The sequence below is a fragment of the Micromonospora sp. M42 genome, assembly GCF_000568915.1.
GTDB classification, from domain to species: Bacteria; Actinomycetota; Actinomycetes; order Mycobacteriales; family Micromonosporaceae; genus Micromonospora; species Micromonospora chalcea.
The window spans coordinates 1,133,542-1,146,080 of sequence record NZ_KK037233.1; the positions used below are offsets into that span (position 1 = coordinate 1,133,542).

14 protein-coding genes are annotated in these 12,539 nt (G+C 74.6%); 6 read left to right on the plus strand and 8 right to left on the minus strand.

What is annotated here, in order from left to right; translation table 11 throughout:
* The first annotated feature begins 254 nt into the window (after positions 1–254).
* Positions 255–731: a hypothetical protein gene (locus tag MCBG_RS04915; RefSeq protein WP_223201078.1), complete on the plus strand. Its 477-nt coding sequence runs from the start codon at positions 255–257 to the stop codon at positions 729–731.
* 50 nt (positions 732–781) lie between these two features.
* On the opposite strand, the gene MCBG_RS04920 is transcribed toward MCBG_RS04915, so the two are convergent.
* Genes MCBG_RS04920 through MCBG_RS04930 form a run of 3 tightly spaced genes read right to left on the minus strand, consistent with a single transcriptional unit; the run spans position 782 to position 4,188 of the window.
* Entirely contained in the window at positions 782–2,731 is a 1,950-nt protein-coding gene (locus MCBG_RS04920; RefSeq protein WP_223201079.1) for a beta-propeller domain-containing protein, read from the minus strand.
* Between the two features lie 48 nt (positions 2,732–2,779).
* A complete protein-coding gene (locus MCBG_RS04925) occupies positions 2,780–3,076 on the minus strand; it encodes a MoaD/ThiS family protein (RefSeq protein WP_030502317.1) in 297 nt (98 codons plus the stop codon).
* Positions 3,073–4,188: a WD40/YVTN/BNR-like repeat-containing protein gene (locus tag MCBG_RS04930; RefSeq protein ID WP_043324247.1), complete on the minus strand. Its 1,116-nt coding sequence runs from the start codon at positions 4,186–4,188 to the stop codon at positions 3,073–3,075. Before MCBG_RS04930 ends, MCBG_RS04925 begins: the two co-directional genes overlap by 4 nt.
* Before the next feature lie 162 nt (positions 4,189–4,350).
* On the opposite strand from MCBG_RS04930, the gene MCBG_RS04935 reads away from it, so the two are divergent.
* Positions 4,351–4,761 carry an MmcQ/YjbR family DNA-binding protein gene (locus MCBG_RS04935; protein WP_043324249.1) on the plus strand — a complete coding sequence of 137 codons (411 nt, stop codon included), beginning with the start codon at positions 4,351–4,353 and terminating at the stop codon, positions 4,759–4,761.
* A 1-nt stretch (position 4,762) separates the two neighbouring features.
* Here the strand turns inward: MCBG_RS04935 and MCBG_RS04940 are convergent, their stop codons facing one another.
* Complete coding sequence (locus MCBG_RS04940; RefSeq protein WP_043324251.1) at positions 4,763–5,299, minus strand: GNAT family N-acetyltransferase; 537 nt, start codon at positions 5,297–5,299, stop codon at positions 4,763–4,765.
* A gap of 108 nt (positions 5,300–5,407) precedes the next feature.
* Here MCBG_RS04940 and MCBG_RS04945 point away from each other — a divergent pair, with 108 nt between their 5' ends.
* A complete protein-coding gene (locus MCBG_RS04945) occupies positions 5,408–6,286 on the plus strand; it encodes an alpha/beta hydrolase family protein (protein ID WP_043324253.1) in 879 nt (292 codons plus the stop codon).
* Positions 6,287–6,353: 67 nt separating this feature from the next.
* Positions 6,354–6,770, plus strand: a complete 417-nt coding sequence (locus tag MCBG_RS04950; protein ID WP_043324256.1) for an ASCH domain-containing protein — start codon at positions 6,354–6,356, stop codon at positions 6,768–6,770.
* A 13-nt stretch (positions 6,771–6,783) separates the two neighbouring features.
* On the opposite strand, the gene MCBG_RS04955 is transcribed toward MCBG_RS04950, so the two are convergent.
* The gene (locus MCBG_RS04955) at positions 6,784–7,911 is read right to left on the minus strand and encodes a CaiB/BaiF CoA transferase family protein (protein WP_043330163.1); all 1,128 of its coding nucleotides are present in this window, start codon (positions 7,909–7,911) and stop codon (positions 6,784–6,786) included.
* 111 nt (positions 7,912–8,022) lie between these two features.
* On the opposite strand from MCBG_RS04955, the gene MCBG_RS04960 reads away from it, so the two are divergent.
* Positions 8,023–9,423 carry an acyl-CoA synthetase gene (locus tag MCBG_RS04960; protein ID WP_043330164.1) on the plus strand — a complete coding sequence of 467 codons (1,401 nt, stop codon included), beginning with the start codon at positions 8,023–8,025 and terminating at the stop codon, positions 9,421–9,423.
* A 9-nt stretch (positions 9,424–9,432) separates the two neighbouring features.
* Here the strand turns inward: MCBG_RS04960 and MCBG_RS04965 are convergent, their stop codons facing one another.
* Genes MCBG_RS04965 through MCBG_RS04975 form a run of 3 tightly spaced genes read right to left on the minus strand, consistent with a single transcriptional unit; the run spans position 9,433 to position 12,143 of the window.
* Positions 9,433–10,533 (minus strand): FUSC family protein, encoded by a 1,101-nt coding sequence (locus MCBG_RS04965; RefSeq protein ID WP_043324258.1) that lies wholly within the window; start codon positions 10,531–10,533, stop codon positions 9,433–9,435.
* A 33-nt stretch (positions 10,534–10,566) separates the two neighbouring features.
* Positions 10,567–10,944: a sensory rhodopsin transducer gene (locus MCBG_RS04970; RefSeq protein WP_030502308.1), complete on the minus strand. Its 378-nt coding sequence runs from the start codon at positions 10,942–10,944 to the stop codon at positions 10,567–10,569.
* Positions 10,941–12,143: a D-arabinono-1,4-lactone oxidase gene (locus tag MCBG_RS04975; RefSeq protein ID WP_043324260.1), complete on the minus strand. Its 1,203-nt coding sequence runs from the start codon at positions 12,141–12,143 to the stop codon at positions 10,941–10,943. Before MCBG_RS04975 ends, MCBG_RS04970 begins: the two co-directional genes overlap by 4 nt.
* Positions 12,144–12,195: 52 nt before the next feature.
* On the opposite strand from MCBG_RS04975, the gene MCBG_RS32890 reads away from it, so the two are divergent.
* A partial coding sequence (locus tag MCBG_RS32890; RefSeq protein WP_043324262.1) for a trehalase-like domain-containing protein occupies positions 12,196–12,539 on the plus strand: 344 nt, incomplete at its 3' end.

Here is a 12,539-nt window from a genome sequence, read left to right on the forward strand (position 1 = left end):
CAACTGCGCGCGCTGCCCGAGCCTTCTCTCGCTGCGGCGCATCACCGCGCTGCGGGACGCCGCCGCGCGCTGCGAGCCGGACCTGATGCCGGCGCTCACCGGACGGGAAGCAAAAATAACCCGCTGGCTGCCGCTGTACGTGCGGTCCCGCCGGCTACCCGCCGCCCTGGCCGGATCCGGTATGGCCGTCGCCCTCATAAAAAATCACCTGGTCTGTATTCTCCGACAGCCCCGAGGAAACCGCCGGCCTCGCCGTGCTCACCACCGCGCTGGCGGTCGCGCCGCTCGGGCCGACGCTCGCCGGCACCGACCAGGCGCTGGAGCGCACCGCCGCGTGGCAGTGGGCGCCGCGCCGGGCAGGGCACCTGCTCGGGTACGCCGCGGCGGTGGTCGGTCTGCTGGCCGCCGCCCGCGTCCTCGGCGCCGACTTCGGGCCGCTGGACGTGCTGGCCCGCAACACGGCCGGGCTGATCGGGCTGGTCGGCCTCGGCGCGACGCTGGCCGGCGCCCGGGCCGCCTGGCAGGCGCCGACCGCCTGGGCCGCCATGGCGTCCTTCATGGCCGCGCCGGGCGGGCCGGAATGGCGGCAGGCGGCGCTGTGGATGGCGCAGGAGCCGGGCAACCGAATCGCCGCGGTCACCGCCACGACCTTCCTCCTCGGCGGCGTCGTCGCGTACGCGGCGCGGGTGGGACCGCAGGTCGCGGCGGCCGAGGCGGCGCTGGAACAGTGACGTGCCGGGCCTCGTCGCGCGCCCACGCGCGCGGCGAGGTCCGGCCGATGTCAGGTCAGCGGCACCCAGGCCAGGGTGGTCATGCCGGCCAGGGCGGTCGCCTTGAGACCGGCGTCGGAGAGCGTCCAGAGCACACCGTCGATCATCAGTGAGCGGCGGATCGGCGTCCGCTCGCCGCCGTCGGCCAGGCTCCCCGGATGGTCCACCGCGCCGGCCACCGTGAATCCCTTGTCGCCGAGCCGCAACGCCAGCACACCACCGAACGGCGGGCGCTTCGTGCCGCCTGGCCCATCGGTGTCCACGCCCGACTGCATCACCGGGATCACCACCAGCCGCTCCGGCGGCCAGTAGAGAAACGCGTGCGGGTCGTGCTCCGCCTCCGACCAGCCACGGGCGACGTGGTGCTGGGCGATCCGGGTGGGCCGGGCCGGGTCGGCGACGTCGAACAGCGACACCTGGGTGCCCGTCACCTGCCCCTCGTCAGTGGCGTCCTGGCCGACGCCGATCAGGCGGCCGTCGCCGGCCGGGTGCAGGTACGCCGAATACCCGTTGATCTTCAGCTCGCCGGTCACCCGGGGCGCGGCCGGGTCGCGCAGGTCCACGCCGTACAGCGGGTCGGTCTGCCGGAACGTGACCACGTATCCGGTGCCGCCGACGAACCGCACCGCGAAGATCCGCTCGCCCTTGCCGAGGCCGGTGACCGCGCCGACCCGCTTGAGCGTGGGACCGTCGGCGCGCAGCACGTAGACGCCGGACTGGGAGGACCTCTCCCGCCTCCACGTGTCGCCGGTGGTGGTGGCGACCCGCAGGTGACCGTCCCACTCGGACAGCGCGTACTGGTTGATCAGCCAGCCGGGCACCGACCCGGCGGCGACGAAGCGCGGCGTGCCCGCGGCGGTGTCGAACTGATAGATCTCGGTGCTGACGTCGCGCGCCTCCGGTGACGCGGCGCGCCACGTCCGCCAGCGCTGGTCGGCGGCGACGTAGAGGCGTCGACCGTTGCTGTACACGGTGTCGCCGTCCGCGAACACGGTGACCGGGTCACCGGCGCCGAGCGCGGGCGCGCCCAGGTCGAAGCTGAGCACGGTGAGCGTCGAGGCGGCGGAGAAGCCGGCCGGCCGGCTCACCCGATCGCAGCCGACCCGACCGCTGCCGACAGTGCGGACGCTGTCGCGGACCTCGTACCGGGGCAGCCAGTCGTCGAGCGTGGCCTTGTCGATTACCCCGCGGTTCGCGGCGATCCGCTGCGCGTCGGTACGCTCCCCCGGCTGCTGCGGAAACTCGAGCCGGTGACCGGAACTGATCACGATGCGGGCGGTCGCGCCGACCTGCCGTGCGTCGACCATCCGGCCGTCGATCCGGTACTCGCCGACGACGCGCGGCGCTGCGGCGAGGTCGACCAGGACCAGCCGGGCCTGCCCGACCACGCCGGGTGCGGGACGCCGACCGGGCACCGTGGACTCGGGGACCCTTCCGGCGCGCAGCAGCACGAGCGCGCGGTCCCCGTGCAGCAGCAGGCTGCCCTCCTGCCCGGAGAACCGGTCGGCGGCCGGATCGAGCGCCAGCCGGCCGGTCTGCCGGCGGGTCGCCGGGTCGACGACCGTCAGCACGCCCCGGCCGTACGTGACGATGCGCCGGCCGTCGGTCTTGACCAGGTCCGGCTCGTCCACGCCGGCCTCGTGCACGTTCGTCCCGGAGAAGTCCGGAGTGGACGCCGACCCGGCCGCCTTCTGGGTGCCGCTGTCGGCCCCGGCCTCCGCGCCGAACCGGAGCAGGTCGCGGCCCGGCCCGAGACCCCACGGTCCCACCGCCGCCCGAGCGGCCGCCCGGATCTGCCGTAGCGCCTCGTCGCAGGAGTCGAACGCGACGAGCCGCAACCCACCGGCCGGAACGGGCCGGCCGGTGGGCGGCGGATCGGCCGAGGGTGACGCGGTGCAGCCACCGAGGGCCAGCGCGGCGGCCAGCGTCCATCCGATCGTCCGGAATCTGCGAAAGGTCATGGGCCGTCAGACGTGGCCGCGGCGAGCACGGTTCCCGGCCGAACGCGCTCAGCCGCCGGCCATCGCGCCGAGCACGATGAACGGCTCCTTGCCCTTGACGACCTCCTCGGGCAGCGGCTCGTCCGGCGACTCGTTCGACAGGTCCAGCTCGCAGGCGTAGAAGCGGACGAACGGCCGGCGCTTCCCGCTGTGCCGGTCGCGGATCGTGCCGAGCAGCATCGGGTACGCGGCCTCCAGCGCGTCGAGCACCTCCCGCTGGGTGGGCGGCCCGGCCACCTCGACGCGTACCTCGCCCGTGACGTGCGCCAGGTTCTTCAGGTGCGCCGGCAACACCACCCGGATCACGGCAGCACCTGGACCTCGACCGAGAGCACGGCCGGCAGGTCGCGCACGATCGGCGCCCACGTGTCACCGCCGTCGGCCGAGTGATAGACCTGACCGCCGGTGGTGCCGAAGTAGATCCCGCAGGGGTCGAGCGTGTCGACGGCCATCGCATCGCGCAGCACGTTGACGTAGCAGTGCGACTGCGGCAGCCCTTCGGTCAGCGGCTCCCAGTGCTCACCGCCGGTACGGCTGCGGTAGACGCGCAGCTTGCCCTCCGGCGGGTAGTGCAGCGAGTCGCTGGTGATCGGCACCACGTAGACCGTCTCCGGCTCGTGTGCGTGCACCGCGATCGGGAAGCCGAAGTCCGTCGGCAGGTCGCCGCTGATCTCCCGCCAGTTGCCGCCGGCGTCGTCGGTGCGCATGACGTCCCAGTGCTTCTGCATGAACAGCGTGTCCGGCCGGGACGGGTGCTGGGCGAGACGGTGCACGCAGTGCCCCACCTCGGAGTCGGTGTCGGGGATCTCGCCGGAACGAAGTCCCTTGTTGATCGGCAGCCAGCTCGCGCCGCCGTCGTCGCTGCGGAACGCGCCCGCCGCCGAGATCGCGACGTAGATCCGGTCCCGGTCGGCCGCGTCGAGGATGATCGTGTGCAGGCACATCCCGCCCGCGCCGGGCTGCCAGGACGGGCCGGTCGGGTGCTGCCGCAGCGCGGTCAGCTCGGACCACTTCTGGCCGCCGTCGGTGGACAGGTAGAGCGCGGCGTCCTCACCGCCCGCGTACACGGTGTCGGGGTCGTGGCGGGACGGCTCCAGGTGCCAGATCCGCTTGAACTCCCACGGGCGCGGGGTGCCGTCGTACCAGAGGTGCTGCCCGACCTCGCCGCTGTAGGCGAAGTCGTTGCCGACTGTCGTCCAGTTCCGGCCGCCGTCGTCCGAACGCTGGATCAGCTGCCCGAACCAGCCGCCGGACTGGGACGCGTAGAGCCGGTCCGGTTCGACGGGTGAACCTGTGAGGTGGTAGATCTCCCATCCGCCGAAGTGCGGTCCGTCGACGGTCCAGTCGTCGCGCTTGCCGTCCGACGTCAGAATGAACGCGCCCTTGCGCGTGCCGACAAGTACCCGTACGCCGCTCATGTCTCGTCCTCCATCCAGGTGTCTTCCCTGCACTGACCGCGGGCCTCGCCGAAACTCATCGTCGTGGTACTCCCAGGCTTGACATTTCTCCGCCGGACGCGCGGCGGCCGGGCGCCACGCCGGTACGGCGGGAATGTCGGGGGCTGCGGCTAGCGTGCGGGCATGACCGGTCCCGGAGACGTTCCGCCCGAGCACCTCGACCGCCTGCGCCCGGTCTGCCTCGGCCTGCCCGACGCCTACGAGGAGCCGGCCTGGGTGGGTGTGCGGTGGCGGGTGCGCGGCCGCACGTTCGCCCACGTGCTCACCGTCGACCCCGGCCACCAGGCCGCGTACGCGCGGGCCGCGGCGACCGACGAGCCGGTGTGCGTGATGACGTTCCGCTCCCCCGGCGACGAGATCGCCGGGCTGCTCGCGGCCGGGCCGCACTTCTTCAAGCCGGACTGGGCCGCCGACGTGGTCGGCCTGCGGCTCGACGCGGACACGGACTGGACCGAGGTCGCCGAGCTGCTCACCGAGAGCTACTGCGTGCTGGCCCCGAAGAAGCTCGTGGCGCTGGTCGACCGGCCCGGTTGAGTCAGCCGAGCTTCTTGCGCAGCGTCTCGAACGCCAGGTCCGGCCGCAGCGGCACGCCGAAGCGCTCGTCGCCGTACGGGAACGGGCTCAGCTCGCCGGTGCGGACGTAGCCGCGCCGCTCGTACCAGGCGATCAGGTCGTCGCGCTGGACAATCACGGTCATCCGCATCTCACCGGCGTGCCACTGCTGCGTCGCGTACCGCTCGGCCTCGGCCAGCAGCTCCCGGCCCAGGCCGCCGCCCTGCCGGCCGGGGGCCACCGCGAACATCCCGAAGTAGACGTGGTCGTCGCGGCGTTCCAGCTGACAGCAGGCGAGCAGGTCACCGTCCTGCTCGGCGACCAGCACCACGCCGTCCGGGGCGGTGACCGCCGACGCAACCATGTCCGGGTCGGTGCGCTGCCCGGCCAGCAGGTCCGCCTCGTGGGTCCAGCCCTGCCGGCTGCGCTCCCCCCGGTACGCCGACTCGATCAGGTCGACGAGGGCGGCCACGTCGCCGGAGCGGGCGACCCGGACGGTACGGGATGCGGGGCTGGTCATGGCGGTTCTCCACGGTCGCGGCTGCGTACCTGGTCAGCGTACGCACGCGGGCGTCGCGGGCGGCGGCCGGGACCACGGGGCGGGACGGCTGATGGTTCACTGCCCGGCATGGAGACGACGATCGGCACGGCGGGCCTGCCCGCGGTCCTCGACCTGCCGGCCGCGCCGGTACGGGGAGGCCTGGTGGTGCTGCACGGCTCGCACGCCGGGCAGCGTTCCCACTTCCTGTACGCGCACCTGGCCCGGCTGCTGCCCCCGGCCGGGATCGCGGTGCTGCGCTACGACCGCCGCCCCCGCGTCGACGGGCACGACGTGCCGCTGGCCGACCAGGCCGACGACGCCTCCGCCGCGCTCACCGAGCTGCGCCGGCACGTCGGGGCGGTCCCGGTCGGGTTGTGGGGGTTCAGCCAGGGCGCGTGGGCGGCGGCGCTGACCGCCACCCGGCACCCGGTCGACTTCCTGGTCCTGGTCGGGTGCAGCGGGGTGAGCCCCGCGAGGCAGATGCGCTACGGCACCGCTGAGCAGTTGCGCCGGCACGGATACGGGCCGGCCGACGTGGTTGAGCTGACCCGGCTGCGCGCGCTCGCCGAGGACTACCTGCGCGGTGACGTGCCACGCGCGGTGGCGCAGGCGGAACTGGACGTCGCCGTGCGCCACCCCTGGTTCCCACTGGCGTCCCTGCCCGAGGAACTGCCCGCCACGCCCGGCACGTGGACCGACATGGACTACGACCCGGCGCCGGTGCTGGCGCGGCTGACCTGCCCGGTGCTGCTCTGCTGGGGCGAGACGGACGCCTGGATCCCGATCGAGGACAGCCTCGCGGTGTGGCGGCGGGCGGCCCGCGACGCCGAGCTGACGGTGGCCCGGCTGGCGGGGTGCGACCACGCGCCCACGCTCGGGGAGGGTGAGGACCTGGACAGTGTCAGCCCGCAGTACGAGCGGGTGCTGTTGGGCTGGCTGGACCGCCTGCTGCCGCCGGCCGGCTGAGCGGGCTGCCCGTTCCGCCTCCAATTCTCCGCGCGCCGCGCCGCCGCCGACGGCTAGCCTGCCGGGCATGGATGCCGCGCTGCCCACGTTCGAGTTCGCCTTCCCCGGCCCGCTGCGCGACCAGCTCGTCGCCGCGGTGCTCGACGGGAGCAAGAGCACCACTACCGCGCTGGTCCAGGACTACGAGATCGACGGCGAGCCACTGCCGGCCGTCGGTACCCGCTCGGCGGTGATCGACTCCGACAGCCGGCCGGTGGCGGTGATCGAGCTGGTCGAGGTCCGCGTCGCCCGCCTCGGCGACGTCGATCTCGACCACGCGCGGGACGAGGGCGAGGGCTACGAGTCGGTCGCCGCCTGGCGGGCCGGCCACGAGCGGTTCTGGCACGGCGAGGACTACCGCGGCTGGCTCGGCGACCCCACGTTCACCGTCGACGACGACACCATGGCCGTGCTGGAACGCTTCCGCCTGGTCGAGACGCTCTGACCGCGCGCCCGGCTCAGGGGGCGGCGAGCCAGGCGCGCAGCTGGTCGCCGTGCTCGTCCAGCTCCGGGGGCGGCAGCTCGTAGCGCGGCGGGGTGCCGGACAGGCCGATCGGGTTGCGGATCCCCGGCACGCCGCCGGTCGTCGCCACCGGCTCCAGGCCCAGCCTCTGCGCCAGCGCCACCCCCTCGGCCACCGAGTTGATCGGGCTGCACGGCACGCCCGCCGCGCGCAGTTCGCCGAACCACTCCGCGCTGCCGCGCCGGGACAGCGCCGCCACCAGCAGCGGCCGCAGCTCGTCGCGGTGCGCGACGCGGTCGGCGTTGCGCCGGAACCGCGCGTCGCCGGCCAGCTCCGGCACGCCCAGCACCCGGCAGAGGGTACGGAACTGCGCGTCGTTGCCGGCGATCACCACCAGTTCGCCGTCGGCGGTGGGCAGCGGCTCGTACGGCACGATGCTCGGGTGCGCGTTGCCCATCCGGTGCGGCTGCGCTGCCCCGGCCACGTGCGCGCTGGTGTGGTTGACCAGCCCGGACAGCGCCGAGGAGAGCAGGTCCACCGTGACGTGCTGCCCGCGCCCGGTCGACTCGCGGTGCCGCAGGGCGGCCAGGATCCCGACCGCCGCGTGCAGCCCGGCGATCACGTCGAACACGGCCACGCCGGCCTTGTAGGGCGGGCCGTCGGCGTCCCCGGTGAGGCTCATCAACCCGGCGGCGGCCTGCACCATCAGGTCGTACCCGGGCAGGTCGGCGCCCCCGGCAGCGCCGAAACCGCTGATCGAGGCGTACACCAGGCGGGCGTTGCGGGCGGTGACCGTGTCGTGGTCGAGGCCGAAGCGGCGCAGCGCGCCCGGACGGAAGTTCTGGATCAGCACGTCCGCCCGGTCGGCCAGCCGGTGCGCCAGCGTCAGGTCGCCGGGGTCGGTCAGGTCGAGCACCAGTGAGCGCTTGTTGCGGTTGACCGCCAGGTAGTAGGTGGAGACGTCGTCACGGACCGGGGGCCGCCAGCCACGTGTGTCGTCGCCGCCCGGCGACTCCACCTTGACCACGTCCGCGCCGAGGTCCGCCAGGAGCATCGTCGCGTACGGCCCGGCGAGGATCCGGGAGAAGTCGGCGACCAGCACCCCGTGCAACGGACCCGACATGCCGACCCCTCTCTCGCCGCCGACCACGATGACACATTCCTGACGGCCCACCCGGCCGGGGTGGGCCGTCCGGCTACGGTCACGTCAGGGACGTACCGGAAAGGGGTGCCCGTGCCGCTGCTCAGCCGGCTCGCCGAAGCCACCGACGAGCGCCCGGGCGCGATCCGGGTGCAGGACCGCTCGCTGTCCTGGGTGGAGCTGCGCCGGGCGGCCACCGCGGTCGCCGACGACCTGCGCGGCGCGGCCCGGGTGGCGGTGCCCGCGACGGCGAGCCTGGAGACGGTGGTCGGCGTGGTCGGCGGGCTGCTCGCCGGTGCGGCGGTGGTGCCGGTGCCGCCCGACGCCGGGCCGATGGAACGCGACCACATCCTGCGCGACTCCGGCGCGGAGGTGCTGCTGGCGGTGCCGGGCACACGGGAAGCCCATTCGCCGCCGCTCGTGCCGCTGGATCTGGCCCGGCGCTCGGACACCAGCCATCCCGAGCCCGACCCGGCGGCCACCGCGCTGATCCTCTACACCAGCGGCACCACCGGCGCGCCCAAGGGCGCGGTGCTGTCCCGCCGCGCGTTCGCCGCCTGCCTGGACGGGCTCGCCGACGCCTGGGCCTGGACGCCGGACGACCTGCTGGTGCACGGGCTGCCGCTGTTCCACGTGCACGGGCTGGTGCTGGGCGTGCTCGGCCCGCTGCGCGTCGGCAGCCGCCTGCGCCACGTCGGCCGTCCCCACCCCGAGCGGTACGCGGCGGCGGGCGGCTCGCTGTACTTCGGCGTACCCACGATCTGGTCGCGGATCGCGGCGCAACCCGCGGCGGCGCGGGCGCTGCGCGGCGCCCGGCTGCTCGTGTCCGGCAGCGCGGCGCTGCCCGATCCGGTCTTCGCGGCGCTGGCCGGGCTGACCGGGCACCGGCCGCTGGAGCGGTACGGCATGACCGAGACGCTCGTGACGGTGAGCGCCCGCGCGGACGTTCCCCGGCGGCCCGGCACCGTGGGTGTGCCGCTGCCCGGCGTGCACACGCGGGTGCGGGACGAGCACGGCGACCCGCTGCCGGCGGACGGCGCGGCCATGGGTGAGCTGCAGGTACGCGGCGGCACGCTGTTCGACGGTTACCTGAACCGGCCGGACGCCGACGCGGCCACCCGCACCGCCGACGGCTGGTTCCGCACCGGCGACGTCGCCACGGTCGACCCGGACGGCGTCCACCGCATCGTCGGCCGGGCCGCCACCGACCTGATCAAAAGCGGCGGGTACCGGATCGGGGCCGGCGAGGTGGAGGACGCGCTGCTGGCCCACCCGGGTGTGCGGGAGGCGGCGGTGGTCGGCACGCCCCACCCCGACCTCGGACAGCAGGTGACCGCGTACGTGGTCGGCGACGGCGTGGCCGAGGCCGAGCTGATCGACTTCGTGGCGCGGCACCTGTCCGCGCACAAGCGCCCCCGGCAGGTACGGCTGGTCGGCGCGCTGCCCCGCAACGCGATGGGCAAGGTGCAGAAGACCCTGCTGACCGAGGCGTGAGCGGCCCTCTCAGCGGGCCGCTGCCGCGCGGCGGACCTGACGGCGGGCCTCGTCCGCCGGCACGCCTGTGGCACGCAGCAGGTCGTTGGCGACGGTCCGCAACTGCGAGACCACGATGGTGCCGGAGAAGCCGATCTCCTGCCGGCACGCCTCGCCCGCGTCGCGGACCGCGCGCAGCACCCGCTCCCGGGCGGCGGCCGGCTCCTCGGCGGCCAGGAACGCCCGGTGCAGCAGCCGGATCGCCTCGCTGAAGTGCTCCAGCGCGGCGGGCAGGTGCGGCGGCACCGGCTCCCGGTCCCGTAACGCGGTGCCGATGCGGCGCACCATGCCCCGGCTGTTGCGGAACGCCCGGTCCAGGTGCTCGGCGCCGTGCCGATACGCGGCCAGGGCGCGTCGTCGCCGCCAGCGCACCGGGGAGAACCGGACCACCTCGTCGGCGGCGCCGACCATCTCGTCGATCCGGTCCAGTTCCGTCTCGGCGGCGCGCATCCGGGCCAGCACCTCGTCGGCCGCGCACACGTCGGCGTGTGCAAGCGCCTCCGCCGACGCGGTCATCTGACTGGCGAACGTGCCGAGCGCCGGGTCTGCCACGCGGCGGACCGCGCGCAGCGGGTTCAGCGGCGCGATCACCAGCACCACGAGCAGGCCGACGGCGCCGCCGACGAGCGCGTTGAGGGTCCGGGGCAGCTCCAGGTCGGGCGACACCGGGGTCAGCGTGGCGACCAGCACCGCCGTACCGCCGGCCTGGGTGACGAGCGCGCCGGTACCGCGTACGAGCACCGCCGCGGAGACCGCCAGGAACACGATCACGCCGGTCTGCCACGGCCCGGTGCCGAACAGATGCACCAGCAGGTCACCGACGACGATGCCGAGGACCACCCCGACCACCAGCTCCACGGTCCGCCGGGTGCGGTTGCCGAGCGAGGCGGCGATGACGCTGACCGCCGCGGCCGGCGCGAACGTCGGGTCGGGGTTGCCGAGCACCTCGCGGGCCACCGTCCAGGCCAGCGTGGCCGCGAGGCCGGCCTGGACCGCCACGATGAAGTACGTGCCCAGTCGCCGGCGGCTGGACCGCCCGGCGTCGCGTACCCGGTCGACGGCATCCCGCATGCGGCCGGGTACCCGCGGTCGCCCGCCCGAACCTCACCCGGGGTACGCCATCGTGCCGGTCAGCGCCACCACGCCGGGCAGCCGGGTGTCCTGGCGCAGGAACTGCACCACCACCGGGACCGGGGAACGCAGCACGCAGCCGTACGGGCGGTCCAGTCGCACCGCCTCCGGGTCGATCAGGTCGTTCACCCGTACGTGCCGGATCCGGCGGGCGCCGACCAGCAGCCGGTACGGTCCGACCGGTTCGACGTCCTGGTAGTAGAAGTCCAGCTCCAGCTCGGCGTCCTCGTCGGCGGCGTTGAGCACGCAGAGCTGGTCGAAGGCGGTGAACGCCGGTTCCGGGCCGTGCGCGGGGAACGGCACGTGCCCGCCCGGCACCACCCAGACCCGGGCGCCGACCGGCGCGCTCACGACTCCTCCAGCAGCCGGGCCAGGTCCGGGGTGAGGAACACCCCGTCCGGGTCGAGCCGGCGGCGCACCGCCTGGAAGTCGTCCCAGCGGGGATAGAGGGGACGCAGCTCCCGCGCGCCGAGCCAGTGCTTCTTGCCCCAGTGCGGGCGTCCGCCGTAGTGCCGGAACACCGCCTCCATGTCCCGGAAGTACTCGTCGTACGGCAGCGAGGTGTTCTGCAGGCAGGCGATCGTGGTGGTGGGGCGGCCGTAGGCGTTGCTGAGCCAGATGTCGTCGGCGGCGATGGTGCGGACCAGGACCCGCCAGGCGGCCACCCGGCGGTGCCGGTCGCGCACCCGGCGGCGTACCTCGGCGAAGCAGGCCGGAAACGCCTCCGACGGCAGCATGTACTCGATCTCCTCGAAGCGCAGCTCCCGGTGCCGGGGAATGGTGCGGTGGGTGGGCCCGACCTGGCTCTGCCGCGGCTCGCCGTCCGGCAGCCGGGGCTGTGCCCGGTCCGGCGCGGCGTCCGTGTCGGTGCGGTTGATCACCCGGATCTGCGTCTGGTCGCTGCGCGGGTACCAGTAGAAGTCCATGTTGCGGTTGGTGTGCTGCAGCACGGCGAGGTGGTCCAGGGTCCAGTCCAGGTGCGCGCACCAGGAGCGGCGGTGCAGCTGGTAGGTCGGCTGCACGTCGAGCGTGACCTGGGTGACCACGCCGAGCGCGCCGAGGGAGAGGCGCACCGCCGGCAGCAGCTCCGGGTTGCGCCGCGCGTCGACGTCCAGCACGTCGCCGGCGCCGGTGACCAGGCGCACGCCGGTGACCTGGGTGCTCAGGTTCCCAAATCCGATGCCGGTGCCGTGGGTGCCGGTGGCGGTCGCCCCGGCGATCGACTGGTAGTCGACGTCGCCCAGGTTGTCCATGGCCAGCCCGGCGTCGTAGAGCCCTTCGCCCAGCGCCCGCAGCTTCGTGCCGGCCCACGCGGTCGCGACCCGCCCGTCGTCGGAGATCACCCCGGCCATCCGGTCCAGGCTCAGCAGGATCCCGTCGGTACGCACCAGCGGGCTGGACGAGTGCCCCGAGCCGACCGGCCGGACGGTCGCGCGCGTGGCCCGGGCACGGCGCACCAGGTCGCACACCTCGGCCTCGTCGGCCGGCTCGGCCCGGTCCGCCGGTGTAAAGCGGAGACTGCCGGACCAGTTCACGAACTCGCGTGTCACAGCGGCCCCTCCCCGGCCCGCTTACCCGTGCCCGCGCCGGGTAGTCACCGCCGTGTCCGAGCCGCCGCTGTCGTTCCCGCCGATCGACGCGTACGCGTTCCTGTCCGACACGCACACCACGGCGCTCGTCGCACCGGACGGGGCGGTCGAGTGGTTCTGCGTACCGGACGCGGCGGGCGACGCGGTCGCGGCCCGGCTGCTCGACCGGGACACCGGCGGCCGGTTCACGCTCACCGTCGCCGGCTGCCCGGCGCCGCGGCGCCGCTACCGGCCGGACACGCTGGTGCTGGAGAACGACTGGGCCGCCCCGTCCGGCGCGGCGGCCGGGAGGACCTGCTCGCGGTCCGCCCGGCGCCGCCGACCGGCCGATCCACGTCGAGCGGGCGCTGGTGCGCC

Bases quoted from the DNA above. Each gene is read 5' to 3' on its own strand.
- MCBG_RS04920 (WP_223201079.1), bottom strand. From the start codon at position 2,731: ATGACCTTTCGCAGATTCCGGACGATCGGATGGACGCTGGCCGCCGCG.
- MCBG_RS04930 (WP_043324247.1), bottom strand. From the start codon at position 4,188: ATGAGCGGCGTACGGGTACTTGTCGGCACGCGCAAGGGCGCGTTCATT.
- MCBG_RS04935 (WP_043324249.1), top strand. From the start codon at position 4,351: ATGACCGGTCCCGGAGACGTTCCGCCCGAGCACCTCGACCGCCTGCGC.
- MCBG_RS04940 (WP_043324251.1), bottom strand. From the start codon at position 5,299: ATGACCAGCCCCGCATCCCGTACCGTCCGGGTCGCCCGCTCCGGCGAC.
- MCBG_RS04945 (WP_043324253.1), top strand. From the start codon at position 5,408: ATGGAGACGACGATCGGCACGGCGGGCCTGCCCGCGGTCCTCGACCTG.
- MCBG_RS04950 (WP_043324256.1), top strand. From the start codon at position 6,354: ATGGATGCCGCGCTGCCCACGTTCGAGTTCGCCTTCCCCGGCCCGCTG.
- MCBG_RS04955 (WP_043330163.1), bottom strand. From the start codon at position 7,911: ATGTCGGGTCCGTTGCACGGGGTGCTGGTCGCCGACTTCTCCCGGATC.
- MCBG_RS04965 (WP_043324258.1), bottom strand. From the start codon at position 10,533: ATGCGGGATGCCGTCGACCGGGTACGCGACGCCGGGCGGTCCAGCCGC.